At 71.6% G+C, this 24,785-nt stretch carries 31 protein-coding genes; 7 read left to right on the forward strand and 24 right to left on the reverse strand.

Annotated features, from left to right (window positions below):
• Nucleotides 1–143: 143 nt before the first annotated feature.
• The 24 genes from AC6EH9_RS04110 to AC6EH9_RS04225 all read right to left on the reverse strand — a co-directional run bounded on the left by AC6EH9_RS04110 (nucleotide 144) and on the right by AC6EH9_RS04225 (nucleotide 18,565).
• The gene (locus AC6EH9_RS04110; RefSeq protein ID WP_498420840.1) at nucleotides 144–629 is read right to left on the reverse strand and encodes a flagellar basal body-associated FliL family protein; all 486 of its coding nucleotides are present in this window, start codon (nucleotides 627–629) and stop codon (nucleotides 144–146) included.
• Complete coding sequence (locus tag AC6EH9_RS04115; RefSeq protein WP_498420842.1) at nucleotides 626–1,543, reverse strand: OmpA/MotB family protein; 918 nt, start codon at nucleotides 1,541–1,543, stop codon at nucleotides 626–628. The genes AC6EH9_RS04110 and AC6EH9_RS04115 overlap by 4 nt, the downstream gene beginning before the upstream one ends.
• Nucleotides 1,543–2,310 carry a flagellar motor protein gene (locus tag AC6EH9_RS04120; RefSeq protein WP_498420843.1) on the reverse strand — a complete coding sequence of 256 codons (768 nt, stop codon included), beginning with the start codon at nucleotides 2,308–2,310 and terminating at the stop codon, nucleotides 1,543–1,545. The genes AC6EH9_RS04115 and AC6EH9_RS04120 overlap by 1 nt, the downstream gene beginning before the upstream one ends.
• Nucleotides 2,310–2,594: a flagellar FlbD family protein gene (locus AC6EH9_RS04125; RefSeq protein WP_498420844.1), complete on the reverse strand. Its 285-nt coding sequence runs from the start codon at nucleotides 2,592–2,594 to the stop codon at nucleotides 2,310–2,312. The genes AC6EH9_RS04120 and AC6EH9_RS04125 overlap by 1 nt, the downstream gene beginning before the upstream one ends.
• 172 nt (nucleotides 2,595–2,766) lie before the next feature.
• Nucleotides 2,767–3,621, reverse strand: a complete 855-nt coding sequence (locus tag AC6EH9_RS04130) for a flagellar hook-basal body complex protein (protein ID WP_498420845.1) — start codon at nucleotides 3,619–3,621, stop codon at nucleotides 2,767–2,769.
• 21 nt (nucleotides 3,622–3,642) lie between these two features.
• Nucleotides 3,643–4,122, reverse strand: a complete 480-nt coding sequence (locus tag AC6EH9_RS04135) for a flagellar hook capping FlgD N-terminal domain-containing protein (RefSeq protein ID WP_498420847.1) — start codon at nucleotides 4,120–4,122, stop codon at nucleotides 3,643–3,645.
• A gap of 9 nt (nucleotides 4,123–4,131) precedes the next feature.
• Entirely contained in the window at nucleotides 4,132–5,280 is a 1,149-nt protein-coding gene (locus AC6EH9_RS04140; RefSeq protein WP_498420848.1) for a flagellar hook-length control protein FliK, read from the reverse strand.
• Entirely contained in the window at nucleotides 5,277–6,224 is a 948-nt protein-coding gene (locus AC6EH9_RS04145) for a transglycosylase SLT domain-containing protein (RefSeq protein ID WP_498420849.1), read from the reverse strand. The genes AC6EH9_RS04140 and AC6EH9_RS04145 overlap by 4 nt, the downstream gene beginning before the upstream one ends.
• Nucleotides 6,221–6,682 (reverse strand): flagellar FliJ family protein, encoded by a 462-nt coding sequence (locus tag AC6EH9_RS04150; RefSeq protein WP_498420851.1) that lies wholly within the window; start codon nucleotides 6,680–6,682, stop codon nucleotides 6,221–6,223. Before AC6EH9_RS04150 ends, AC6EH9_RS04145 begins: the two co-directional genes overlap by 4 nt.
• On the reverse strand, nucleotides 6,679–8,019 hold the full coding sequence (locus tag AC6EH9_RS04155) for a FliI/YscN family ATPase (RefSeq protein ID WP_498420853.1): 1,341 nt from the start codon (nucleotides 8,017–8,019) through the stop codon (nucleotides 6,679–6,681). The genes AC6EH9_RS04150 and AC6EH9_RS04155 overlap by 4 nt, the downstream gene beginning before the upstream one ends.
• On the reverse strand, nucleotides 8,016–8,711 hold the full coding sequence (locus AC6EH9_RS04160; RefSeq protein ID WP_498420854.1) for a FliH/SctL family protein: 696 nt from the start codon (nucleotides 8,709–8,711) through the stop codon (nucleotides 8,016–8,018). Before AC6EH9_RS04160 ends, AC6EH9_RS04155 begins: the two co-directional genes overlap by 4 nt.
• Nucleotides 8,695–9,708, reverse strand: a complete 1,014-nt coding sequence (gene fliG / locus AC6EH9_RS04165) for a flagellar motor switch protein FliG (RefSeq protein ID WP_498420856.1) — start codon at nucleotides 9,706–9,708, stop codon at nucleotides 8,695–8,697. The genes AC6EH9_RS04160 and fliG overlap by 17 nt, the downstream gene beginning before the upstream one ends.
• The gene (gene fliF, locus AC6EH9_RS04170; protein WP_498420858.1) at nucleotides 9,705–11,285 is read right to left on the reverse strand and encodes a flagellar basal-body MS-ring/collar protein FliF; all 1,581 of its coding nucleotides are present in this window, start codon (nucleotides 11,283–11,285) and stop codon (nucleotides 9,705–9,707) included. Before fliF ends, fliG begins: the two co-directional genes overlap by 4 nt.
• Complete coding sequence (fliE, locus tag AC6EH9_RS04175; protein ID WP_498420859.1) at nucleotides 11,282–11,635, reverse strand: flagellar hook-basal body complex protein FliE; 354 nt, start codon at nucleotides 11,633–11,635, stop codon at nucleotides 11,282–11,284. The genes fliF and fliE overlap by 4 nt, the downstream gene beginning before the upstream one ends.
• Entirely contained in the window at nucleotides 11,635–12,030 is a 396-nt protein-coding gene (locus tag AC6EH9_RS04180) for a flagellar basal body rod protein FlgC (RefSeq protein WP_498420861.1), read from the reverse strand. The genes fliE and AC6EH9_RS04180 overlap by 1 nt, the downstream gene beginning before the upstream one ends.
• Complete coding sequence (locus AC6EH9_RS04185; RefSeq protein WP_498420862.1) at nucleotides 12,030–12,386, reverse strand: flagellar basal body rod protein FlgB; 357 nt, start codon at nucleotides 12,384–12,386, stop codon at nucleotides 12,030–12,032. Before AC6EH9_RS04185 ends, AC6EH9_RS04180 begins: the two co-directional genes overlap by 1 nt.
• 195 nt (nucleotides 12,387–12,581) lie before the next feature.
• On the reverse strand, nucleotides 12,582–13,067 hold the full coding sequence (locus AC6EH9_RS04190; protein ID WP_498420863.1) for a hypothetical protein: 486 nt from the start codon (nucleotides 13,065–13,067) through the stop codon (nucleotides 12,582–12,584).
• Nucleotides 13,064–13,435 carry a response regulator gene (locus AC6EH9_RS04195; protein ID WP_498420865.1) on the reverse strand — a complete coding sequence of 124 codons (372 nt, stop codon included), beginning with the start codon at nucleotides 13,433–13,435 and terminating at the stop codon, nucleotides 13,064–13,066. The genes AC6EH9_RS04190 and AC6EH9_RS04195 overlap by 4 nt, the downstream gene beginning before the upstream one ends.
• Nucleotides 13,436–13,494: 59 nt before the next feature.
• Complete coding sequence (locus AC6EH9_RS04200) at nucleotides 13,495–13,830, reverse strand: hypothetical protein (RefSeq protein WP_498420866.1); 336 nt, start codon at nucleotides 13,828–13,830, stop codon at nucleotides 13,495–13,497.
• On the reverse strand, nucleotides 13,827–14,213 hold the full coding sequence (gene fliS, locus AC6EH9_RS04205; protein ID WP_498420868.1) for a flagellar export chaperone FliS: 387 nt from the start codon (nucleotides 14,211–14,213) through the stop codon (nucleotides 13,827–13,829). Before fliS ends, AC6EH9_RS04200 begins: the two co-directional genes overlap by 4 nt.
• 38 nt (nucleotides 14,214–14,251) lie before the next feature.
• On the reverse strand, nucleotides 14,252–15,610 hold the full coding sequence (fliD, locus tag AC6EH9_RS04210) for a flagellar filament capping protein FliD (protein WP_498420870.1): 1,359 nt from the start codon (nucleotides 15,608–15,610) through the stop codon (nucleotides 14,252–14,254).
• A 124-nt stretch (nucleotides 15,611–15,734) separates the two neighbouring features.
• On the reverse strand, nucleotides 15,735–16,556 hold the full coding sequence (locus AC6EH9_RS04215; RefSeq protein WP_498420872.1) for a flagellin N-terminal helical domain-containing protein: 822 nt from the start codon (nucleotides 16,554–16,556) through the stop codon (nucleotides 15,735–15,737).
• 212 nt (nucleotides 16,557–16,768) lie between these two features.
• A complete protein-coding gene (locus AC6EH9_RS04220; protein ID WP_498420872.1) occupies nucleotides 16,769–17,590 on the reverse strand; it encodes a flagellin N-terminal helical domain-containing protein in 822 nt (273 codons plus the stop codon).
• A gap of 132 nt (nucleotides 17,591–17,722) precedes the next feature.
• Nucleotides 17,723–18,565 carry a sigma-70 family RNA polymerase sigma factor gene (locus AC6EH9_RS04225; RefSeq protein ID WP_498420874.1) on the reverse strand — a complete coding sequence of 281 codons (843 nt, stop codon included), beginning with the start codon at nucleotides 18,563–18,565 and terminating at the stop codon, nucleotides 17,723–17,725.
• Between the two features lie 239 nt (nucleotides 18,566–18,804).
• Between AC6EH9_RS04225 and flgN the strand changes: the two genes are divergently transcribed.
• The 7 genes from flgN (at nucleotide 18,805) to AC6EH9_RS04260 (ending at nucleotide 24,770) form a co-directional block, all read left to right on the forward strand.
• Nucleotides 18,805–19,281, forward strand: coding sequence for a flagellar export chaperone FlgN (gene flgN / locus AC6EH9_RS04230; protein ID WP_498420876.1), 477 nt, complete (start codon nucleotides 18,805–18,807; stop codon nucleotides 19,279–19,281).
• Between the two features lies 1 nt (nucleotide 19,282).
• Nucleotides 19,283–20,692, forward strand: a complete 1,410-nt coding sequence (gene flgK / locus AC6EH9_RS04235) for a flagellar hook-associated protein FlgK (protein ID WP_498420878.1) — start codon at nucleotides 19,283–19,285, stop codon at nucleotides 20,690–20,692.
• Nucleotides 20,692–21,591: a flagellar hook-associated protein FlgL gene (gene flgL / locus AC6EH9_RS04240; protein WP_498420881.1), complete on the forward strand. Its 900-nt coding sequence runs from the start codon at nucleotides 20,692–20,694 to the stop codon at nucleotides 21,589–21,591. The genes flgK and flgL overlap by 1 nt, the downstream gene beginning before the upstream one ends.
• 56 nt (nucleotides 21,592–21,647) lie before the next feature.
• Nucleotides 21,648–22,061 carry a flagellar assembly protein FliW gene (fliW, locus tag AC6EH9_RS04245; RefSeq protein ID WP_498420882.1) on the forward strand — a complete coding sequence of 138 codons (414 nt, stop codon included), beginning with the start codon at nucleotides 21,648–21,650 and terminating at the stop codon, nucleotides 22,059–22,061.
• A 39-nt stretch (nucleotides 22,062–22,100) separates the two neighbouring features.
• Nucleotides 22,101–22,337: a carbon storage regulator CsrA gene (gene csrA / locus AC6EH9_RS04250; protein ID WP_498420884.1), complete on the forward strand. Its 237-nt coding sequence runs from the start codon at nucleotides 22,101–22,103 to the stop codon at nucleotides 22,335–22,337.
• Nucleotides 22,338–22,644: 307 nt separating this feature from the next.
• Nucleotides 22,645–24,270, forward strand: coding sequence for an MDR family MFS transporter (locus AC6EH9_RS04255; RefSeq protein ID WP_498420886.1), 1,626 nt, complete (start codon nucleotides 22,645–22,647; stop codon nucleotides 24,268–24,270).
• A complete protein-coding gene (locus tag AC6EH9_RS04260) occupies nucleotides 24,267–24,770 on the forward strand; it encodes a MarR family winged helix-turn-helix transcriptional regulator (protein ID WP_498420887.1) in 504 nt (167 codons plus the stop codon). The genes AC6EH9_RS04255 and AC6EH9_RS04260 overlap by 4 nt, the downstream gene beginning before the upstream one ends.
• The last annotated feature ends 15 nt before the right edge of the window (nucleotides 24,771–24,785 follow it).

Genomic DNA, 24,785 nt, shown 5'->3' on the forward strand with positions numbered 1-24,785 from the left:
CCGATCGGGGTGGCAGATTCGTTGCCGCGGAGGGGAGCACGATCCATGCATCGGCCCTACCCCAGGGGATCTGAAGGGGTCGCCGAAGATCGTTCCCGCTCGGGGCGGGCGCTGCGCTATGTCACTGCGTCCCGAGGCTCACGTCACTGCGTGACGAAGTCGGTGAAGTACACCCCCATCACGTCGCCGTGGTAGCTCTCGTGCAGCTTCTGGACCAGCTTCTCCTTCAGCTGCGCACGCTGTGCCGGGTCGCCCAGCCGCTCGACGTCCTGACCGCTGAACAGGGCGATCGTGGCGTCCAGGGCCTTGCTCCCGTCGGCCTCGTGCGCGTCGGCGGTGAGCTGCAGCGCGATCCCGACCTTGAGGTAGTGCCCGCCGGTCAGGTTGACCTGGATCGGCTCCATCGAGATCACCTCGCCCGGCTCGGGCGGTGCGTCGGCGGCGTTGCTGGGGCGCAGCAGGACCCACCAGGCCGCGGCGGCGACGAGCACCACGACGACCAGGGCCAGCAGCAGCTTCCTCCTCCTGCCGCCGGCGGCGGGCTCCTCGCCCGCGGAGCCGGGGGAGGACCCCTTCCGGTTGGCACCGGCGGAGCTCGGGGCCCCGGGGTTGATGGCTGACACGATCATCCCTCTTCTCCCTGGTGGGCGCGTTGCTGGGTGACGACGTCGTCCAGCAGGTTCCGGCTCTCGGCGGGGATGCCGGAGAGCACCACGATGTCGACGCGCTTGTTGATCGCCTGGGACCCGGGCGTGGCGGGGTCCCGCAGCGGTTTGGTGTTGCCGAAGGCCGAGGCCGAGAGACGGTCCATCGAGACCCGCCCGACCTCGCTGAGCCGGCGCAGCACGGTGATGGAGCGGGCGGCCGAGAGGTCCCAGTCGGTGGCGTAGTACTTGGGACGCACCGGCACCTGGTTGGTGTGCCCGTCGACCCGCAGCGGGTCGGAGATCTCGCGCAGCACCGGTGCCAGCACATCCACGACCCGCGTCCCGCGCGGGCTGAGCGTGGCCAGGTCGGCGTTGAACACGACGTGCTGGGAGACCAGGCTGACGACGAGACCGCGGTCGTCGATGGAGGTGAGCACGTCGTCGGCCAGACCGGCGCGGGCCAGCGCGGCGCGGACCCGGCGGGCCACGGCCTGCAGCCGGCGCACCTCGGCGGCGGCGGCGTCGTACTGCGCCTGCACCCGGGCCCGGTCGTGCTGGGTGATCGCGTCCTGGACCTGCTGGCGCTCCTCGGCCGGGAGCCCCTCCACCGACTGCGCGGTGACCAGCTCAGGCGTCAGGTTGCTGCCGGCCTGCTCGAGCACCGTGTCGGCGCCCTCCATGAAGGAGTTCGTCTGGCCGCCGAACCCGACGGCGAGGCCGGACCTGAGCGCGTTGTACTTCTCCTGGTCGACCTGGCTCATCGCGAACATGACGATGAACAGCACCATCAGCAGGGTGACCATGTCGGCGTAGGTCACCATCCAACGCTCGTGGTTGTCGTGCTCCTCCTCGGGCTGCCGCTTGCCCCGGCCCCGCCCGGGGCCCCCGCCGGACATCAGGCAGCCTCGTCCTGGTGCTGCGAGGCGGGCAGCAGCGACTTCAGCTTCTGGGCGATGATCCGGGGGTTGGCGCCGGCCTGCAGGGCGGCGATGCCCTCGATGGCGAGCTCCATGCGCGCCACCTCGAGATCGCTGAGCCGCCGCAGCCGGCTGGCGATGGGCAGGAAGACGACGTTGGCCGACATCACGCCCCACAGCGTCGCGACGAACGCGCCGGCGATGAGGTGACCGAGCTCCTCGGGGGCGCCGAGGTTCTCGAGGACGTGGACGAGCCCCATCACGGTGCCGACGATGCCGATGGTCGGCGCGTAGGCGCCCGCGTCGGCGAAGAACTTGGCCGCCTGCTTGTCGGCGAGCTTCTTGGCGTACACCTCCGACTCCAGGATGTCGCGCAGCTCCTCGGGGTCGGTGCCGTCGATGGCCATCGTCACGCCCCGGACCAGGAACGGGTCGTCGATCTCGGCGAGCGAGTCCTCCAGCGACAGCAGCCCCTCGCGACGCGCCTTGTCGGCCAGGGTGACGATGGACGGGACGAGGTCGCCGGCCGTCTGGGCCTTGCCCAGGAAGGCACGCTTGAGCGCCTTCATCGAGGACTTGAAGTCCTCGATGGTGCCGCCCGCGATGCTGATGCAGATCGTGCCGCCGAGGACGAGCAGCATCGGCGGGAAGAGCAGCAGGCTCATCGGGCTGCCGCCCTCGAGGATGTTCGCGATGATGATGACGACGAAGGCCAGGCCGATGCCGAGCAGGGTTGCCGGATCCATCAGGACTCCCGGAGGTCCGCGTTGAGCGCCGGGTGCGCGCTGACGGTGCCCAGCGGCCGGGGCCACTCGGGCGGGGAGGGGGCGAGGTCGAGGCGGGTGCTGATCGCGATCACCTCGCCGCGGTGCTCGCGGATGCTGTCGACCACGTCCTGGAGGGGCTCGGTCACGACGTACTTCTTGCCGTCGACCAGCGTGACGACCGTGTCCGGGGTCGCGTCGATCCGCTCGATCAGGTCGGAGTTCAGCGCGAACACCGAGCCCGAGAGGCGTGTCAGATAGATCATCGCGCACCGTCCTTGTGCTCACTGAGAGCGGCCGTCCGTGGCCGCTCCATGGATAGGTTCGGCAGCGCCGAGTCGGACCTGAGTGGTTGCCGCGGCGAAGTGCCGCGCAGCCGGCCCGGCGCCGGGTGGCGGGCCCGGGGTCGCCGGCACCGGAGGCCGACGACCCGCGAGCTCAGCGCTTGATGTTGACGAGCTCCTCGAGCACCTGGTCGGAGGTGGTGATCACCCGCGAGCTGGCCTGGAACCCGCGCTGGGCCAGGATCAGGTTGGTGAACTCGGCGGCCAGGTCGACGTTGGACATCTCCAGGGCGCCGCTGACCAGGGTGCCGAGACGGCCCTCGCCGGAGACGCCGAGGATCGCCTCGCCGGAGTTGGCCGAGACGCGGTAGCTGGTGCCGCCCACCTTCTCCAGGCCCAGCACGTTGTTGAAGTCGGCCATCGCCACCTGGGCGATGTCACGCTGCACCCCGTCGGAGAAGAGGCCCCGGATCTTGCCGTCGGAGCCGATGTTGTACGACGTGAGCTTGCCGTCCGCGGGGACCGGCGGGGTGAGCCCGGTGGTGGTCAGGGTGATGTCGACCAGGCCGCCGGTGCGGACTCCGGCGGCGTCGACGGCGTAGCCCTGGACGCGGTTGCCCTCGGGGTTCACCAGCGTGCCGCTCTCGTCGAAGTTGAACGCGCCGGCGCGGGTGTACAGCGCCTCGTTGCCCTTGCGCACGACGAACATGCCGTCGCCCTGGATCATCAGGTCGGTGACCTTGCCGGTGGTCTGGTTGGCGCCCTGGCCGAAGTTGGTGCTGGTGGCCCCCACCTGCACGCCCAGGCCGACCTGGATCGCGTTGGTGCCGCCTCGGGCCGCGTTCTGGCCGGAGGAGGCGGTGAGCATCTGGCTCAGGGTGTCGGAGAAGACGGTGGTGCTGGACTTGAAGCCGGTGGTGTTGGCGTTGGCGATGTTATTGCCGGTGACGTCGAGCATGGTCTGGTTGACACGAAGGCCGCTGATGCCGGCGAAGAGTGAGCGAAGCATGGTGGGTTCCTCTCGGGAGGGTCAGGCAGTGGGGTCGGGAGTGGGGGTCGCGGGCGGGGTGGTCCCGACCGGCGGGGTGGCGGGGAGGGTGGCGAGCACGGCCTGGACCTGGCTCAGGCCGACCCGCACGCCGCCGACGTCGAGCATCGGGCCGTCGGCGCCGAAGGAGACCGAGCCGACCAGGCCGGAGACGGCCACCCCCTTCTCGTCGAGGTAGGTGACGTTCTTGCCGACCAGGCCGCTGGCCCCGAAGGTGACCTGCGCGTTGACGAGCGCGGCGGTCTGGTCGGCCACCTCCTGCATCTTCTCCAGCGCCGTGAACTGCGCCGACTGGGCCAGGAACTCCCCGGAGTCGGCCGGGTTGAGCGGGTCCTGGTAGCGCAGCTGCGCGACCAGGAGCTCGAGGAACATCTGCTTGTCCTCGCCGTTGGCCGCGGTGGACGCCGACGAGCCGGCGACGTACATGCCCGGGGTGACGGCCTCGGTTGGGGTGACTGACACTTCTTCTCCTCAGACGGTCACGTCGAGGCCCGCGCCGCGGGCTCCGGTGACCGTGTCGACTCGATGGGGCGAGATCGCCGCACCGCGGGTGCCGTCCGTGGCCGTGCTGCTCCCACGCGTCCCTGCGTGCTCGCTGGTGTCCGGGTCCCGCTCGGGGTGGCCGCTGCCCGAGGCCGACGCGTCGGCCCCGAGATCGCTGGTCGGCAGCGCCGAGCCGGGTTGCTGGCTGCTGGCCGGCTGTCCGACCTGCGTGCCGGTGCCGGCCAGGTCGCGGACCACGATCCGGGCGTCGCCGTTGCCGACGACCTCGAGCAGGCGGCGCAGCTCGGAGCTGCCGTGCAGCAGCGACTCCTGCGCCTGCGCGCCGGCGGCCAGGCTGATCACCAGCTGTTCGCCGGGCCGCGAGATCAGCACCACCCGCACCTCGCCGAGGTTCTCCGGCTGCAGGCGCAGCGTCAGCCGCTGCAGGCCGTGGCCGTTGCCGGCCAGCCGGACCACCTCGGGGAAGACCTGCTCGACCACCCGGACCGGGACGGGCTGTCCGGTGTCGCCGACCGGGGCGCCGGCGCCGGGAGCGCCGGGGCCGGTGAGCCCGGTGAGCCCGGCGAGGCCGGCGGGACCTGCCAGGCCGCTGGGGGCGGGACTGGTCCCGGACGGCGGGGCGGGAGCGTTCGCGCCGGTGGCGGCCGCGTCCGGCCCAGCAGCCGGGGTCGCGTCGAGCGCCTCGCCCGTCCCGGTCGCGGGCAGCGCGACCGGCGCGGGCGCTGCCGCCCGGGACTCGCTACTCGCGCCTGCCGGCGGGACGCTCGGGTCCCCGGCGCCAGGGGCAGTCGCCGTGTCGGCCCCGCTCGGCTCGGTGTGGTCGACCGCGGCAGCGGCGGGCGGCGTGGGCAGAGCGAGGGCCAGGGGGAGTGGCGCCGGGGCCCAGGGGGAGGCGGAGCCGGTCTGCGCCGACGGGTCGGCGTGCTGCTGCTCGTCCCCGAGCACCCGCGCCTCCTCGCCGGTGCCGGGGAGCGCCGCTCCGTCCAGCAGCTGCTGGACCAGCGCGAGGAACTCCTCGCCGGCCGGCGGCGAGGACGCGGTGGACTCGCTGCTCGCGCCGGCTCCCGGTGCCGGCGCCACCGGCATCGGGCCGACGGGCAGTGCGGTCGAGGTCATGACTGTCTCACCATCGCTAGCACGGAACGGACGTAGTTCTGGGTCTCGGGGTAGGGCGGGATGCCGTCGTAGCGGATGACCGCGCCGGGCCCTGCGTTGTACGCCGCGAGGGCCAGGTCGGTGCGCCCGAAGCGGTCGAGCAGCGTGTCGAGGAGCCGGGCGGCGCCGTCGACGGCCTGGGCGGGGTCGAAGGAGTTGCGTACCCCCAGGCCCGCGGCCGTCGCCGGCATCAGCTGCATCAGGCCGCGGGCACCGGCCGGGCTGACCGCGTTCGGGTCGTAGCCGGACTCCTGCTTGGCGACCGCGGCGAGCAGCGTGGCGTCCACGCCGTAGGTGGCCGAGGCGCGGTTGAAGAGGTCGGCGTACGGCGTGGAGGCCGGGACCCGGGACCCGCCGGCCGGTGCTCCGGCGGTGCCCGCGACCGGCGCGGACGGGTCGCTGACGATGCGGCGGATCGCGGTCGGGGTCTCGTAGACCGGGGAGATCTGGACGTTCTTGCCCGGGCGCGGCGCCTCGATCATCTGGTTGTCGCCGAGGTAGATCGCCACATGGTTGACCGGGGACTTGAAGGCCAGGATGTCGCCGGGCTGGGCCTGGGCCAGGCTCGGCACGGCGGTGCCCGCGGTCGCCTGTTGGTAGGAGACCCGGGGCAGCTCGTGGCCGAGGTTGCGGTAGACCAGCTGGACCAGCCCCGAGCAGTCGAGCCCCTTGTCGGGGTCGGTGCCACCCCAGACGTAAGGGACTCCGAGGTACTTCTTCGCCTCGGCGACCACCTGCTCGCCCTTCGTGGTCCCGCCCGTCGCGCCGCCCCCGGAGAGGGCGTCGGTGCTGGCCTGCAGAGCGGTGGCGAACTGGGCCCCGCCCGTGGCCGTCGTCGCCGGCGCCAGCGCCGCGAGCTGCGCCTGGATCTGACCGATCCGGGACGTCACGTCCACCACGCTCATCGCAGCGCCTCCATCCGGGCCAGCCGCTGGGCGCGACCGCGGCGCCAGACGTCGATGGCCGTCTCGTCGAGGGCGTGGTCCTCACGCCGCTGGCGCTCGGCACGACGCTCGGCGGCCCGGCGCTCGAGCAGGGTCTCCACGGCGGCGAGCCGGGTCTTGTCGCCGGTCCACCGCTCCCGCGCCGAGAGCGTGAGCAGCTCGGCGGACTCCAGGGCCGCCCGCGTCTCCAGGGCAGTCTGCGACCAGGCGACGACGTCGCGCTGGCGCTGCTGGAACCCAGCCCGGTCTCCGGTGGTGTACGGCGCGAGCGAGGTGAGGTGGTCGTGGATCGCGCAGAGCCGGTCGGCCAGGACCCGCTCCTCGGCGAGGGCCTGGACCAGGCCGATCCGGCTGTCCCGCTCACGCACCGAGCGAACCCGGCCGACCGCGTGCAGGCCGGCGTCGTGGACGGCGCTCATCGGGCCACCAGCTCGGCCAGGCGCCGCCAGGTCTCCTGGGTGGGCGTCGCGTCGTCCATGTCCTGGCGCAGGAAGGCGTTGATCTGCGGCAGCAGCGCCAGCGCGGTGTCGGCGTCGGCGTCGGCACCGGCCACGTAGGCGCCGATCTCGACGAGCTCGCGCACGTTGCGGTGGGCGGCCATCAGCTGACGCAGGCGAATCGCAGCGGCCTTCTGCTCGGGGGAGCAGATCGCCGAGGCGACGCGGGAGATGGACTCCAGCACGTCGATGCTCGGGAAGTGGCCCGAGGTCGCCAGCGACCGGGACAGCACGACGTGGCCGTCGAGGATCGAGCGGGCCGCGTCGCCGATCGGGTCCTGCATGTCGTCGCCCTCGACCAGCACCGTGTAGAGGCCGGTGATGCTGCCGGACGGCGAGGTGCCGGCGCGCTCGAGGATCTGGGGCAGCAGCGTGAAGACGCTCGGCGGGTAGCCGCGGGTCGCGGGAGGCTCCCCGGCGGAGAGGCCGATCTCGCGCTGGGCCATCGCCACCCGGGTGAGGCTGTCCATCATCAGCACGACCTCACGGCCGCTGTCGCGGAACCACTCGGCGATGCGGGTGGCCACCAGCGCGGCGCGCAGCCGGACCACCGGCGGCTCGTCGGAGGTGGCGACCACGACCACGGAGCGGGCCAGGCCCTCGGGGCCGAGGTCGTTGTCGAGGAACTCGCGGACCTCGCGGCCGCGCTCGCCGACCAGGGCGATCACCGAGACCTCGGCGTCGGTGCCGCGCGCGATCATCGACAGCAGGCTCGACTTGCCGACGCCGGAGCCGGCCATGATGCCCAGGCGCTGGCCGCGCCCGCAGGCGGTCAGGGCGTCCATGGCCCGGACCCCGAGCCCGAGCTGGGTGTCGATGCGCGGACGGCTCATCGCCGCCGGCGGGGTGTTGTCGACGCACACGCTGGCCAGGCCCAGCAGCGGCGGACCGCCGTCGAGGGGGCGGCCCAGGCCGTCGAGCACCCGGCCGCGCAGCGCGTCGCCGACGGCGATGCGCAAGGGGCCGCCAGTGGGCCGGACGTGGTCGCCGATGCGCAGCCCCGTGGTCGAGGCGAGCGGGAGGCAGACCAGGCCGGTGGGGCCGCTGGCAACCACCTCGACCGGCACGGTGGTGGGACCGACGACCTCGAGCAGGTCGCCGACGGCGGCCGGCACCCCGGTGATCCGCACGGAGAGACCCAGCAGCTCCGCGACCCGGCCGAGGGTGCGCGGACGCACCGCCTCCAGGGCGCGCCGCCGCAGGTCGCGCGGGTCGGGGCCGGCGGATCGGCGGCGCACGGACAGCGGGGAGGCCGTCATCGCAGCACCTCCGCGAGCCGCTCCAGCGCGGTGCTGATCCGCAGGTCGATCACGGACTCGTCGGTCTCGACCAGCGCCTCGCCGGCCGACAGCGCGTGGTCGGCGACGACCTCGACGCCGCGAGCGGCCAGGTCCGCGACGGTGGTCGAGCCCAGCGCCTCGGCGGGCAGACGGACCCGCACCGGGCAGCCGGTCGGCAGCACGCCCAGCGCTCGCCGTACGGCGTCGGCGCCGGGGTCGGCGGCCAGCACCAGCTCGCGTCCGAGCACCTCGTGGGTGACGCTGAGCGCCAGGTCGGTGGCGTCGTCGGCCAGCTGGGCGCAGACCTCGGCGGCCGCGTCGCGCAGCTGCTCGGCGGCGAGCGCCAGTGCCGCCAGCGAGGTGCGGTGCTCGGTCTCGCGGCGCTCGGCGTCCTGGCGGTGTCGCAGGGCGGTCTGCTCGGCCTGGAGGGTCGCCTCCTCCTGTGCCTCGCGGCGTCCCTGCGCCCAGCCGACCGCGTAGCCCTGAGCGCGCGCGGCGGTGCGGGTCTGCTCGGCCAGGCCGTTGAGGAAGTGCTCGGTCACGTCGTCCCCGAGGACGGTGGACTGGCCGAGCCGGGTCCAGGTGCCGGTGCGCAGGTCCGGGCTGGTGGACGGCGTCACCACCCGGGCCGCCTGGTCACCGCGCAGCACGGCGTCAGAGGACGAGCTCATCGTCGTTGCCCCTTCGAACCATGATCTGGCCCTGCTCCTCGAGCAGGCGGATCGTGCGGATGATGGCCTGCTGGGCCTCCTCGACCTGGGCCAGGCGGACCGGGCCGAGCAGGTCGATCTCCTCGAGCAGCGTCTCGGAGGCGCGCTCGGAGATGTTGCTGGTGATCTTGTTGCGCACGATCTCGGTGACGCCCTTGAGCGCCAGCGCCAGCGAGGCGCCGTCCACCTGACGCAGCACCAGCTGCACGGAACGGTCGTCGAGGTTGACGATGTCCTCGAACATGAACATCTTGTTGCGGACCTCTTCGGCCAGCGTCGCGTCGAGTGCCTCGAGACCTTCCACGATCTGCCGCTCGGTGGAGCGGTCGGAGCGGTTGATGATGTCCACCAGTGGGTCGACGCCCCCGACCCGCGACAGCTCGGCCGGCTGGAGCACCGAGGACAGCTTGCGCTCGAGCACCGTCTCGACCGAGCGGATGACCTCGGGGGAGGTCCGCTCCATCACCGCGATCCGGTGCGCCACCGCGGCCTGCTGGCCGGCGGGCAGCCCGGAGAGCACCAGCGAGGCCTTGTCGGGCGGCATGTGCGCCAGCACCAGCGCGATCACCTGCGGGTGCTCGTCGACGATGAACGAGCGCAGCTGCGCCGGGTCGGCGCGGTGCAGGAACTGGAACGGCATCTTCACCGCGGCGGCTTGGAGCCGGGCCATGATCTCGGCGGCCTTCTCGGCGCCGAGCGACTGCTCGAGCATGTTGCGCGCGAAGGTCAGGCCGCCCTGGGTCATGTTGACCCGGGCCTTGGCCATCTCGGTGAACTCGGTCAGCACGGCGTCGGTCTCGATGGCGCTGACGGCGTCGAGCTGGGCGATCTCCGCGGAGATCGCCTCGACCTCGGCGTCGGAGAGGTGGCTGAGGACGGCGGCGGCCCGGTCCTTGCCGAGCTGGATCAGCACGATGGCGGCCTTGCGGACGCCGAGGGTGGCGAGGGAGCCCATCATGGCCGCTCCACCAGCCATCCGCGCAGCAGCGCCGCGACGTCCTCGGGCTGACGCTCGACCAGCGCGGCGAGCTCGTCGCGCACGTCGTTGCCGGCCTTGTCCTCGGCCTGCTCCAGGGCGGCCAGGGCCGGGATCGGCTCGGCCAGCTCGGCACGCGCGGCCGACTCCTGGCGCAGCTGCTCCACGACGTACGACGTCGCCTCGGCGCGGGCCTTGGCCCGCTTGCGGGACTTGAGCCAGGCGAGCAGCAGGGCCAGCAGGACGACGACCACGATGGCGAGGTTGCGCAACATCTCGCGCTGCTCGGCCTTGGCCTTGGCGGCGGCGGCGGCCGCGAGCTCCTCGGCGGCAGCCTCGTCGGCGGTGCGGTCGAAGGGCATCACCGCGACCCGGATGGTGTCACCGCGGCCGGCGTCGATGCCGATTCCGGCGGCGAGCAGGTTGCGGATCTCGGCAGGGTCCACGGCCACCGCGGACTCGGAGTCGAGGGTGACGGCCACGTGCTGGGAGTTGACGCTGCCCGGTGCCGCCTCGCGGGTCTCCTTGACGGTGTCGAAGGGGTTGTCCTCGGTCACCGACTCCTTGTCGTACTGGGAGTCGCCGCCGGTGACGCCGACGTCGTCCATCTGGCCGTCCGGGCCGACGACGCCCTGGGCGGCACCGGCACCGGCCGGGCCGGTGTAGGTCTCGGTGGTGCGCGAGGACGACAGCGGCGGGTCGTCGGGGTCGGCCTCGAAGGTGGTGGACTCCGAGACGGACTTGTCGAAGTCGAGGTCCGCGGTCACCTGGACGGTGGAGTTGCCGGGGCCGACGACCTTGTCGAGGGTCGCCTGGATCCGGGCGCTCATGTCCTTCTGGTACTCCTCGACCTGCTGGGCGCGGGTGCTGGCCGCCGCTCCGCTGGTCCCGTCGTTGCTGGAGAGCACCCGGCCCTCGGCGTCGGCGACGGTGACCTTGTCGGGGTCGAGGCCGTCGATGCTGGAGGCGATCAGGTGGACGACGGCCTGGACCTGCTCGGGGCCGAGGTCGGTGCCGGGGGCGGTCTCGAGGAGAACCGAGGCGGTGGCCGGCTCCTGCTCGTCGGCGAAGACCTGCTTGGCCGGCAGCGCCAGGTGCACGATGGCGGTGTTCACGCCGGAGATGGCCTCGACGGTGTTGGCCAGCTCGGCCTCCATGGCGCGCTTGAAGTCGGTCTGCTCCTTGAACTGCGAGGTGCCCAGTCCCTGGTCGTCGAGGATCGAGTAGCCCTCGTCGCTGCTGCCCGGCAGGCCCTCGCCGCTGAGCGCGATGCGGGTCTCGTAGACCTGCTCGCGCGGCACCATGATCGTGGCGCCGCCGTTGGTGAGCTTGTGCGGCACACCCTGGGCGTCGAGCTCCTCGATGACCGCCGAGGCGTCCTCGGAGGCGAGGTCGCTGAAGAGCGGGGTGTAGTTGGGCGTCGAGACCCAGCGCACCACCAGGAAGCCGCCCAGCAGCACGGCCACGACGCCGATGACCGCGATCGTGCGCTGGCCGACTGTGAACGACGCGACGCTGTTGCGCAGGCGGTCCAGCGTGCGCGTGAGGTTGTCCTTCATCCGATCGGGATCCGCATGATCTCGTTGAACGCCTCGAGCGCGCGGTTACGCACGGCGACGGTCAGCTGGGTGGTCACGGCGGCCTCGGTGGCGGCGGTCGTGTAGTCGTGGATGTTGTCGAGATCACCGGTGGCGGCCTGGACCGCGAGCTTGTCACTGCGGTCCTGCACCGACTCCAGGCGCTCGATGCCGTCGAGCAGCAGCTCCCCGAACTCGCCGTTCACCTTCGAGGCGCCGCTCGCCCCGGCGACGCCGCCGCCGGCGGTGAGCCCGTCGAGGCGGTCGGTGGCGCCGACCTGCGGGGGGACGTACGGCGTGAAGCCGACGGCCTCGATGCCGGAGACGCTCATCAGGCACGCCCGATCTGCAGGGCGCTGCCGTAGATCTCTTGGGCGTTCTTGGTCACCTGGACCGAGGCCTGGTAGCCGCGCTGGGCCATCACCAGCTGGGTCATCTGGCTCGACATGTCCATCTCGGGGAGCCGGATGTAGCCCTCCTCGTCGGCGAGCGGGTGGTCCGGGCTGTGCACCATCCGGCCCTCGGGGTCGCTCAGCGCCATCCCGCTGACGGCGACGCCGCCGCCGTCGGCCTCGGCCCGCACCATCAGCATCTGGGCCTGGAAGGCGTCCTGGTCGGTGCTGGTGGCGGTGTTGGCGTTGGCGATGTTGTGGGCCAGCGCGTCGAGCCAGGTCTGGTGCACGCCCAGCGAGGAGCCGGCGATGTTGAGCAGGTTGAAGGCACTCATCACTGGCCCCCGGCCACGGTCTTGAGGAGCGCGAAGCGGTCGGAGACCGCGCGGCTGATCACCTGGTACTGGTACTGCGACTGCACGGCCGCGAGCGTCTCCTTGCGGAGGTCGACGTTGTTGCCGTTGGCGCCGACGGGGGTCTGCGTGGCGGTCGTCGCGACGCCGGGCTCGGAGCCGAGGCTGTCGTTGTCGATCGCGCTGCGCAGGGAGCTCTCGAAGTCGACGCTGGTCGCGCGGAAGCCGGGGGTGTCGACGTTGGCGATGTTGTCCGCGATCACCTGCTGACGGGTGGAGAGCCCGTCCAGGGCGTAGTTGAGGACGGCACCGACGGAGTCGGGGATGGCAAGAGACACGCTTTGCTCGCCCTTCCAGGAGGAATGCGAAGTCGATGCCAGTCCGTGGCGAGATGCGAGCGATCCGTGCTCGCCTCTTCCTTCGGCCCTGCCGGGAGGCTTCTTGAGGGCTGGCCCGAAAGACACGAAGAACCCGCCCCGTGTGGGGCGGGTTCTTGGCTGGTGCCCAGCGTGGAGGTGGGGCTCGCAGATCCTTCAGCTGAGGATCACCGAGAGCCGGCCCGTGCCGTAGCCGGGGATGTCGAGCACCGCGTCCTCGCGGCGTCCCAGCGTGAGGGCGCGCACGAGGAGGTCCTGGGGGAGGGGGGCCCCGGCCGGGTGCATGCCGTAGAGGCGAACGTGGACGGCGCCGTCGACGTTGAAGATGGAGGCCGCGATGTTGAGCGCCTCGGAGAGGTTCTCGGTGAGGACCTCGTCGAGGGCGCCACCGGCGATCACCTCCTCGGCCTCGCGTGCCGGCGCCAGACCGAGCGCCGCGCCCAGGTAGGCCGAGAGGGGCAGGTCGCAGACGAGGACGCCGGTGACGCGGAGCATGTCGTCGACGTACGTCGCGATGCTGGCCGGGGTCGCCGGGCCGGGGACGAGCGGCGCTCCGGGGCTGAGCGTGACCGGCTTGTCCAGGAGATCGGTGAGCAGCTCGCGGATCTGCTTGGGGGTGGGCAGGTGCGTGGTCGCGGTCACTGGTGAGCCCCCACGGCGGTGCTCAGCACCTCGTCGAGCGCCTCGGGGGTGAACGGCTTGGCGATCAGGAACGAGGCGCCGGTGGCGGTGGCCCGGGCGCGCATCTCCGCGGAGCCCTCCGAGGTGACGAAGCCGAACGGCACGGTGGAGCCGGCCGCGCGCAGCGCCGCGAGGCAGTCGATGCCGGTCATCTCCGGCATGTTCCAGTCCGAGAGAATCAGGTCGGGCGCTGCGGCCAGCGCCTGCTCGAGGCACTCCCTGCCGTTGGTGGCCTCGACGATCTCGTGTCCGCCCCATCCGGCCTGGCGCAGGGTGCGGACGACGATCTGGCGCATCACGCGGCTGTCGTCGGCGACGATGATCTTCACAGGGGCGTTCCTTCTGTTGTGGTCGTCCGGCTGCCCTGCGGGGGCGGGCAGCGCCCGGGTCAGGCCTGGACGTCGAGGTAGAGCGCGGGTCCCGTGCCGCGTCCGGTGGCGCGGTCGACCCGGTCGGCGAAGGCATGCTGCTGGCGCGCGGCGTCCAGCCGGTGGCGCAGGGCATCCTCGGCGCGGCGCTGGCGATCGAGCAGGGCCAGTGCACGGTCGACGAGGTCGTCGGGGATGGGGCCGTCGAGCTCGGGCTCGTCCCAGGGCGCCGGGGCGACGACGGGCGACTCGTCGAGCAGCATCCGCTCGGCGCGCAGCGCGTCGAGCTCGAGACGGTCCAGCGCCGTCTCCCAGACCAGGTGACGCCGCGTCTCGGGGGAGAGTCGGCGGTTCATGCGCTTGCGGAGACCGTGGCCATCGCCGCGTCCCGCCAGGCGTCGCGCAGCTGGCTGACCAGGTGCAGGCAGAACGTGGCGATCTCGAGGTCCTTGGTCATGTTGGCGCGGACCAGCTCGGTGTGCAGGTAGTCGTAGAGCGCCCCGAGCGCCGGGCCGCCGGACCACTGCTCGGGCTTCAGGCTCGCGCGCAGCTCGAGGACGATGTCCTGGGCGTGCAGGAGCTGCTCGTGGGCCACCGACACGGAGCCGTCCTCCAGCGCCTTGCTGGCGCGCTGGAGGTCCAGGACCAGGCGCTCGTAGAGCATCACGAGCAGTGAGGCGGAGCTGGCGGTGGACACCGACGCGTTGAGGTAGGTGCTGCGTGCGTTCGGGATCATCATGGGCCTTCCGTGATCTGACTCTGGGGGCGGCGTGGCGGTCAGGAGTTGTTGTAGTTCGGCAGGGAGGCGATCTGGCCGCTGAGCCAGGAGCTCTGGCTGTTCATGTCGTTCAGGGCGACCTCGAGGGCGTTGAACTGGCGCGACAGCGTGGAACGGCGAAGCTCCAGGCGCATGTTCCAGGCCTCGATGCTGTCGTCGAGGCGGTCGATCTGGTCCTTGCGCCCGGTGATGGCGGCCGTGATGCGTCCGTCGCGGGTGTGGCTCGCGTCCTCGGCCGCGCTCTGCAGCCGCGCCGCCCACCCGTTGCCCTCACCGGAGGTGAAGCGGGTGGCGACAGCGGCCGGGTCGGCGGCGTACGCCTTCTCGAACGTCGGCTGGTCGAAGACGACCTTGCCGTAGCGGTCGGTCTGGATGCCGAGGTCGGCCATCGTGGTGTTGCCGCTGCCGAAGACGGACTCGAGCAGTGAGGCGCGCACCCCGCGGATGGCGCTGTCGCCGACGAGCGCGCCGCCCTTGCCGTCGGCTCCGACCGCGGTCTGGGCGTCGAAGGCGCTGAGTGCGGTGTTGAGCTGGTCGACCAGGGACTTTACCTTGCCGGCGATGTCGACGGAGTCCTGCCGGACGGTGACGTCGCTGACCGTGGCGGAGGTGCCGGCCGGAGCGGTGAGCGAGCCCACCGCCGCGGGGGAGAGGGTGAGCGAGACACCGGGCACGAGGTCGGTGAACGTGTTGCTCGCCGAGGTCGCGGTGATGCCGAGGCCCAGGCTGATCTGGGCGTCGGCGCCGGTCCGGGCGACCGCGCCGCCGAGCAGATCGGTGCCGTCGGTGTTGGTGAGGGTGAAGTCGGAGGCCGCCCCGGTCGCGTCCGAGGTCACCAGGAGGCGGTAGGCGCCGTCGCTCGTGCGGACCGCGGTGGCGGTCAGGCCGGTCTTCGCGGCCGGGTCGTTGATCGCGTCGATCAGACCCTCGAGGGTGCCGTCGCCGGTGTCCAAGTCGACCGTGGTGCCGTCCAACCTGTCGAGTCGGACCACATCGGAGCCGGAGGTGACCGTGTCGGTCAGGGCGGCCGGGCTCGCGAAACCGAGCTGGTGCGCCATCGCGACCCGGTCCACGGTGACGGAGAAGCTGGAGGGACCCGCCGCGGCGCCGGTGCTCACGGTGACCAGCGGGCTGCTGGAGGAGCCCTTGAGGGTCTGCCAGGTGGCCGGGTCGGCGAGGCTCTTGGCGGCGGTCGCCAGCGAGGCGACCTGGGTGTTCAGCTTCTGCAGCGCGGTGACCACCGACTCGTGCGTGGTGCGCTGGGTCTTGAGGCGGTTCTGCGAGAAGGCCTCGACCTGCATCAGCTGGTCGACGATCGAGGCGCCGTCGAAGCCGGTGAGCCCGCTGATGCTGGCCATCTGAGGTTCTCCTGGTTCGGGACGGCAGAGTCGGAGCCCCGGGGCCCGGTGGGATGCGGGTGGGGCATCCCACCGGGGCCGGGACTGCTGGTGGCTCAGCCGTCAGCCGGCGGAGCCAGGCGGATCAGCGCAGCAGGGACAGGACGCCCTGGGGGGCCTGGTTGGCCTGCGCGAGCATGGCGGTACCGGCCTGGGAGAGGATCTGCGAACGGGTGAAGTTCATCATCTCGGAGGCCATGTCGGTGTCGCGGATGCGGCTCTCGGCGGCGGTGAGGTTCTCGGAGGCCACGTTGAGGTTGTTGATCTTGTGCTCGAGGCGGTTCTGGGTGGCACCGAGGGCGGAGCGCTGCTCGGAGACCGTCGCGATGGCCGAGTCGACGTTGGTCAGCGCGGTCTGCGCGTTGGCCCTCGACGTCAGGTCGCCGACACCGCCGGTGATGGTGGCGGCAGACATGTCATCGATGGTCACCGTGAGGACTTCGGCGGTGTTGGCGCCGACCTGGAAGTTCTTGTTGGCGTAGCTGCCGTCGAGCAGGTTGGTGCCGTTGAAGGTGGTCTTGCCGGCGATGTCGTCGAGCTCCTTGGCGAGCTCCTGGTACTCGGCGTCGGCCTTGGCCTGGTCGGTGCCCTTCATCGCGCCCTCGTTGGAGGACTGGACGGCGAGGTCGCGCATCCGCTGGAGGATGGAGTGGGTCTCGGTCAGGGCGCCTTCGGCGGTCTGGACGACGGAGATGCCGTCCTGGGCGTTGCGGACGGCGACCTTGAGGCCGCCGGTCTGTGCGCGCAGGCCCTCGGAGATGGCCAGGCCGGCGGCGTCGTCGGCGGCGCGGTTGATGCGGAAGCCGCTGGAGAGCTTCTCCAGGGACTTCGACATCTGGCCCTGGGTCACCGACAGGTTGCGGTAGGAGTTGATCGCGTCGATGTTCTGGTTGATGCGCAGGCTCATGATGGGTTCCTTCCCAAGGTGGCTGATCGTTCGTCGGGAGTCCGTCCGTGGGCTCCGTCGAGAGACCTATCGGCCCTCGTCCGCGCGACCTGAAGAGAAAAGCCAGAAAAAGTCGGACACGGGTGGAGTGGCCGGAAATGCCGACGGCACCGGCGTCGCCGACGCCGGTGCCGTGGCTTGCCCGTCCACGCGAGGTGGCCGAGCGGGGTGGATCAGCGCAGCAGGGACAGGACGCCCTGGGGGGCCTGGTTGGCCTGCGCGAGCATGGCGGTACCGGCCTGGGAGAGGATCTGCGAACGGGTGAAGTTCATCATCTCGGAGGCCATGTCGGTGTCGCGGATGCGGCTCTCGGCGGCGGTGAGGTTCTCGGAGGCCACGTTGAGGTTGTTGATCTTGTGCTCGAGGCGGTTCTGGGTGGCACCGAGGGCGGAGCGCTGCTCGGAGACCGTCGCGATGGCCGAGTCGACGTTGGTCAGCGCGGTCTGCGCGTTGGCCCTCGACGTCAGGTCGCCGACACCGCCGGTGATGGTGGCGGCAGACATGTCATCGATGGTCACCGTGAGGACTTCGGCGGTGTTGGCGCCGACCTGGAAGTTCTTGTTGGCGTAGCTGCCGTCGAGCAGGTTGGTGCCGTTGAAGGTGGTCTTGCCGGCGATGTCGTCGAGCTCCTTGGCGAGCTCCTGGTACTCGGCGTCGGCCTTGGCCTGGTCGGTGCCCTTCATCGCGCCCTCGTTGGAGGACTGGACGGCGAGGTCGCGCATCCGCTGGAGGATGGAGTGGGTCTCGGTCAGGGCGCCTTCGGCGGTCTGGACGACGGAGATGCCGTCCTGGGCGTTGCGGACGGCGACCTTGAGGCCGCCGGTCTGTGCGCGCAGGCCCTCGGAGATGGCCAGGCCGGCGGCGTCGTCGGCGGCGCGGTTGATGCGGAAGCCGCTGGAGAGCTTCTCCAGGGACTTCGACATCTGGCCCTGGGTCACCGACAGGTTGCGGTAGGAGTTGATCGCGTCGATGTTCTGGTTGATGCGCAGGCTCATGATGGGTTCCTTCCCAAAGTGACTGATCGTTCGTCGGGAGTCCGTCCGTGGGCTCCGTCGAGTTGCCTATCGGCGCCGAGCACCCGGGCTGAAGGAAAGCCTGGGTAAAATCCTGGCGGCTGGCTGTGGCGCTCAGGCGCTCGCGTCCAGCGCGTCCCGCAGCGGGCGGCGCAGACCGGCCGCGTGCCGGGCGGCGACGGCGGCGAAGTAGGACTCGCGGCGCTTGGTGGCGCACCCCGCGGGACGTGCGGCCTCGGCGACCAGGTCGGGGTCCAACTCACGGTTGAGGGCGTCGCGCAGCAGCACCAGCGCCTCGGCGCGCATCTGCGAGATCCGCGACTCCGAGACACCCAGGGTGGCGGCGATCTCGGCCATCGGCCGCTCGGCGAGGAAGTACTGCTCCACCACGAGCCGCAGCCGCTCGGGTAGCTCGGCGACCGCCTCGGTGAGGTAGATCAGGCGCTCGCGGTGCTCGGCCGCCTCCTCCGGGCTCGGTGCGGAGCTCACCAGCAGCTCGGCCATCGGCGTGTCCTGCGAGGCCTGCAGTGAGAGGACCTGGGCGCGGGTGACGTCCTCGTCGTTGCCGGCGATCTCCGCCAGGCTCAACCCGGTCGCCGTGGCCACCTCCTGCTCCGTCGCCGGCCGGCCGTACGTCGTGGCCAGGGCGGTGCGGGTGTCGGAGAGGTCGCGGGCCCGGCGCCGTACCGAGCGGGAGGCCCAGTCGATGCTGCGCAGCTCGTCGACGATCGCCCCCCGCACGCGGGTGGCGGCGTACCGGGCGAAGGGGACCCCGCGGGCGGCGTCGTAGGCGTGACCGGCCTGGACAAGCGCTGCGAGACCGGCCGAGGTCAGGTCGTCGCGGTTGACGTGGGCGGGCACCCGGCTCATCGTCTCGCGGACGATGTGTCCCACGAGCGCCACGTGGGAGCAGATGAGGTCGTCGGCGGAGCTGCTGGCCAGGTGCTGGTCGGTCACGTGGAGGATCTTGGCCAACGGTCGCCGGCTTGTCCGAAGTTCAGGCGGAAGTGCCCGCGTCCCCGCGGCCGACCAGCGGTGAACCTGGAGCGCGCAGCCCATTTCCGACACGCCGCCGGGGCCGGCGGCCTCGCCGGATTCGGTCAAGAAAACACTCAGGTCTCCCATGCCCCCCGCCGATGCTCTCTCTCGACAGGCTTCGCAGCGGAGCCTGCGCACCAACGTGAGGAGCCGAGCGGATGGAGAAGCTGTCGCTCATCCTGTGGCGCGAGCGGGAGCTGCTCGAGACCCTGCACTACAAGCTCGAGGTCGAGCAGCTCGTGATGTCCGCAGGAGAGACGCGCTGGCTGGCCAGGGCTGCCCGCGAGGTGGAGGAGCTGCTGGAGGTGATCCGCGAGACCGAGATGCTGCGTGCCATCGAGGCCGACGCCGTCGCCGCCGCGATCGGGCTCGAGCCCAACCCCAGCCTGAGCGAGCTGATCGCCGCCGCCACCGAGCCGTGGTCGGGCATCCTCACCGAGCACCGGGAGGCATTCGCCCGTGTCACCGAGAGCATCATCCGCGCCGCTGAGCTCAACCGCACCCTGATCGCCGCGGGCTTCCGCTCCGCGCGAGAGACCCTGCTCAACCTCGGCGGCGGCATCGCGACGTACACCCCCGACGGGGCCGCAGTCACCGAGCCGCTGCGCGCCGCCCGCCTGGACCGGAGCCTGTGAGATGAGCGGATCCTTCTCCTCCATCAACACCGCGCTGAGCGCGATGCGCTTCCAGCAGATCGCGCTGGACGTGGCCGGCAGCAACACCGCCAACGTCAACGCCGACGGCTACGTGCGCCGCCGGGTCGTCGGCGAGACGATGGGCGCCGCCGCCCAGCCGGCGATGTGGTCGCGTGCGGGGGAGACCGGCACCGGCGTCCGCTCCACCGGCGTCGAGCGGATGGTCGACCCGTTCCTCGACGCGCGCTCCCGCGTCGAGCACGGCAACCAGTCCTACCTCGACCTGCGCGCCAGCACCCTGGCCCGTGTCGAGACCGGGCTCGCCGAGCCCGGCGACAAGGGCGTCGCGGCCGCCCTGGCGGACTTCAAGAAGACTCTCGGCGACCTGGCCAACGCTCCGGGTAGCGACGCCGCGCGCGTCCAGATGCTGGCCGGGGCGGACACCGTGGCCGACGCCATCCGGCTGCAGGCCCGCAACATCACCACCGAGCAGAGCGACCAGCGCCAGCAGCTGCTCACGGTCCGCGACGAGGTCAACACGCTCGCCGCCGACCTCGCCGACACCAACCGGGCCATCGTCGCCGCCTCGAACGCCGGGCTGGACGCCAACGTCCTCCTCGACTCCCGCGACGCGATGTCGCTGCGATTGGCCGAGCTCACCGGCGCCACCGGCGCCATCCAGGGCGACGGCACCATGAAGGTCACCGTGAACGGCGTCGACCTGGTCAACGGCAGCTCCGCCGGCCGCCTGCAGGTCAGCGGCGGGGTGGACGCCGACGGGGGCCCGCTGGCCGGCGACATCACGTTCGCCGTCCAGAGCAGCGGCGGCGCCACCACCGCGGTGAGCGGGGGCCTGACCGGTTCGGCGGGCGCCATCCAGAGCCTGCTCAACGACACGCTCCCGGACTACCTGGCCGACCTGAACGAGGTCGCCACGACGTTCGCGAACGCCGTCAACGCCCAGCACGCGCTGGGCTTCGACGCCGACGGCAACGCCGGCGGCAGGCTGTTCGACATCGGCGACGGCACCCGGGTGGCCGAGGTGCTCAAGGTGCACGCGGACATGTCCGGGCCCGGCAAGGTGGCGGCCTCGAGCACCGCGGGCACCCGCGACTCCGGCAACACCGAGGCGATGATCGAGGCGATCGGCACCGCCCGCGTCGAGGACAGCTACCAGCGGCTGGTCAACGGGTTCGGCAGCGAGGTGGCCTCGATCAAGCGGCTGGCCGCCAACCAGAGCACGCTGACCCGCCAGGTCGACAACTCGCGCGAGCAGATGGCCGGGGTCAGCCTCGACGAGGAGATGGTCAACATGCTCACCGCGCAACGCGCCTACGAGGCGGCCGCGCGGGTGATGACCACGATGGACTCGGTCCTGGACACGCTGATCAACCGGACGGGGCTGCGCTGATGAGCATGGGACGCATCACCCAGCGGATGATGTCGGAGGGGTCGATGTCCGGGCTGCAGGCGAGCCTCGCCCGCTCGGCCAAGATCCAGGAGCAGCTCTCCACCGGCCGCATCATCAACCGGCCCTCGGACTCCCCGACCGACACCACCTCGTCGATGCGGATCCGCTCCGCCCTGGCCGAGCAGAGCCAGTACGTCCGCAACGCCGACGACGGAATCGCCTGGCTCAACCAGGCCGACGGGACGCTGGCCTCGATCGGCGACCGGGTGCGGCGCGCGCGCGAGCTGGCCCTGCAGGGCGCCAGCACCGGCTCCGTGGGGCCGCAGGCACGCCAGGCGCTGGCCACCGAGGTGGACCAGATCCGCGAGGGCCTGGTCTCGCTGGGCAACGCCACCTACCTCGACCGCCCGATCTTCGGGGGCGTCACCGCGGGAGCGAAGGCCTACGGCCCCGAGGGTGTCCTGCTGGATCCCGCCTCGGCGAGCGGCAAGGTCGAGCGGACCGTGGCCGACGGGGTGCGGGTGCAGGTGAACATCAGCGGCGCCGCCGTGTTCGGCGAGGGCGCCACCTCGCTGTTCCAGCAGCTGAGCGACCTCGCCGCGGACCTGCGCGCCGGTGACGGGGACGGCATCCAGGCCGGGATCCAGGCGCTCAAGGACGCCGGGGACCGGATCGCCACCGCCCAGGCGGAGATCGGCACGCGTACGACGCGCGTCGAGGCCGCCCGTCAGGCAGCCGACGACACCACGATCACGATGACGTCGTCGATCTCGGAGCTGGAGAACGCCGACCTGGCCGAGACCGTGATGGCGATGCAGATGCAGGAGGTGGCCTACCAGGCCGCCCTGGCCTCCACGGCGCGGGTCATGCAGCCCAGCCTGCTGGACTTCCTGCGATGAGCGCCACCTTGCTGGCCTGCGATGATGACGTCGTGTCCCGACCCACAGGAGAAGCCGTGAGCCCCCAGCCGGTGACCGACCAGGCGGTGGAGCTCCCGGTGATCGAGCTGGTGCGCCCGATGCCGGGCTTCCCCGAGCACCGCCAGTTCGCGCTGGTGCGGATGGACGAGCAGAGCATGTTGGCCAGCCTGCGCTCGCTGGAGGACCCCGAGCTGCGGTTCCTGGTGGTACCGCCGGGACGGTTCTTCCCCGACTACGCCCCCGAGGTCGGCCTCGACGTGGCCGCCGAGCTGGGCGTCACGTCGGCCGACGACGTGCTGCTGCTGGTCGTGCTCACCGCCGGGGCGTCGCTGGCCGAGACCACCGCGAATCTCGCGGCCCCGATCCTGGTCAACACCGTCACCCGGCGCGCCGCGCAGGTCATCCTGGACGCCGCCCAGCTGCCGGTCGCCGCGCCGCTGCTCGGCTGACCCGACCCCGCCGCATCCCAGGACAGGTAGCCTTCCCCCATGCTGGTACTGAGTCGTCGCGCTGGCGAGAGCATCGTCATCGGTGACGACGTCACCCTCACCATCCTCGACGTCCGCGGCGACGTGGTCCGGGTGGGCATCGAGGCCCCGCGCTCGGTCAAGGTGCACCGCGCGGAACTGCTGCGCGCGCTGGAGGCGAGCAACCGTCAGGCCGCCTCGCCCAGCGAGGACGCCGTCGCCTCGCTGAGCCGCGCGCTGCGTGAGCGCACGGACTGAGCGGGTTCTTGGCGTAGCGGCGGCGGCCCGGACGGCGCCGTTTGGTCCCCAACGGCGTCCGGGGACGCCATTTCGTCGCCGTTAGTGACCAAACGGCGGCCCTTGTCGCTGTCCTGATCGCGGCGGCGCTGGTGAGCGCGCCGATTGGGCGGAGACGGCATGCGCTGAGGCGATTACGCGCCCGTTGGGGACCAAACGGCGACGCCTCCGGACGCGGGGCACGTCACACCGACACTTAGTTGTTTAAAGCAACCAATCGAGCGTATCGTGGAGGAGAACCCCGACTCCACGAACCGAAGGTCATCCCTTGGCAGACTCCACCCGCTCCGACAGCGTGACCCGCGCTGAGGCGACGCCGCCCACTGACAGCGCGCCGGTCGACACCGCCGCTGCTCCCGCGATGACCCACCGCGAGGTGCTCGAGGCGCTCTCCGGCCTCCTGCTCGCGATGTTCGTCGCGATGCTCTCCTCGACGGTCGTCTCCAACGCGCTGCCACGCATCGTCACCGAGCTCGAGGGCACGGAGTCGGGCTACACCTGGGTCGTCGTGGCCACGCTGCTGACGATGACCGCCTCGACGCCGGTGTGGGGCAAGCTCGCGGACCTCTTCAACAAGAAGATGCTGGTGCAGGCCGGCCTGGTCATCTTCACCGCCGGATCGCTGTGGGCCGGGCTCGCCGGAAGCATGAGCGAGCTGATCGCGGCCCGCGCGGTCCAGGGTCTCGGCGTGGGCGGTCTGACCGCCCTCGTCCAGGTGGTCATCGCCTCGATCGTCTCGCCGCGCGAGCGCGGTCGCTACTCGGGCTACATCGGCGCGGTCTTCGCCGTGGCCACGGTCTCCGGGCCGCTGATCGGCGGCGTCATCGTCGATACGTCCTTCCTGGGCTGGCGCTGGTGCTTCTTCGTCGGCATTCCCGTCGCGGTGGTGGCCTTCCTGGTGCTGCAGAAGACGCTGCGCCTGCCCACGATCAAGCGTGAGGTCAAGGTCGACTACCTCGGCGCGCTGCTGATCGCCGGCGGTGTCTCCCTGCTGCTGGCCTGGGTCTCCTTGGCCGGCCACGAGTTCGAGTGGGTCTCGAAGGAGACCGCGGCACTGGTCGGCGGCGGCCTGCTGCTGATCGCGCTCGCCGGCCTGGTGGAGGCCAAGGTCGCGGAGCCGATCATCCCGCTGCGACTCTTCCGTGACCGCACGGTCGCGCTGGCCACCCTCGCCTCGGTGATGATCGGCATCGCGATGTTCGGCTCCACGGTCTACCTCTCGCAGTACTTCCAGACCGCGCGGGGGATGACCCCGACCGAGGCCGGCCTGATGACGATCGCGATGGTCGGGGGTCTGCTCCTCTCGAGCATCGCCACCGGCCGGCTCATCTCGAGCTCCGGGCTGTGGAAGCGCTACCTGATCGGCGGGATGGTCTTCGTCATCGGCGGTCTCTCCCTGCTCGCGACCATCGACGCGACGACCTCGCTCGTCGCGGTGGGCATCTACATGGCCCTGCTGGGGGTCGGCATCGGTGCCACCCAGCAGAACCTCGTCCTCGCCGTGCAGAACACCGCCGCGCAGAGCGAGATGGGCGCGGTCAGCTCCCTGGTCGCGTTCTTCCGCTCGCTGGGTGGCTCCGCGGGTGTCGCCGCGCTGGGTGCCGCACTGAGCCACCAGGTGGTCGACGGCGTGCAGAGTGGCCTGGCCGAGCTGGCTCGGCGCACCGGCAAGCCGATCGAGCTGGAGGGAAGCGCGAACACGGTCCCGGACATGGACACGCTGCCGCCCGCCGTACGGGCGGTCTTCGAGGCGGCGTACGCCGACGGTACGGCGCACCTGTTCCTCATCGCGGTGCCCTTCGCCGTGGCCGGCCTGGTGTGCGTGCTCTTCCTCAAGGAGGTTCCGTTGCGCACCACCATCCACCGCGAGGACGAGCTGAAGAAGAGCCCGTGAGCGGCCTCGAGGCGGAGCCCGTCGAGGAGGAGTCGGTGACGCCCGCCGACGCGCAGGCACGCGATCGGCGCAACGAGGAGCTCCGCGCCGTCGAGACGCAGATGTGGCTGCTCGGGCGGCGCCTGCGTCGCAAGGTCGCCCAGCAGGCCCATGACATCTCGCCCGGACTGGGAGTGGTCAGCTACGCCGTGCTGGAGGCGCTGGCGTACGGCGGCGAGCTTAGGCAGGGTGAGATCGGCCAGCGGATCGGCTGTGAGAAGGGGGCGCTGAGCCGGGCGGTCAACGAGGTCATCGAGCTCGGCCTGGTGTCCCGGCACCCCGACCCCGACGACGGTCGGGCCTACCTCGTCGGCCTCACCCCGGAGGGCCGGGAGCGGATGAACGAGCTGCGCCACGCGCGTCACGACCGGTTCCGCGACCGGATGGACGAGTGGTCGCTGGAGGAGCTGCGGGACCTCTCCTCGGCGCTGGCCCGCTACAACGCCACCTGGGGCGTCTGACCCTCGCCCCGGCGC

Source organism: Nocardioides sp. Z21_20 (assembly GCF_059766585.1).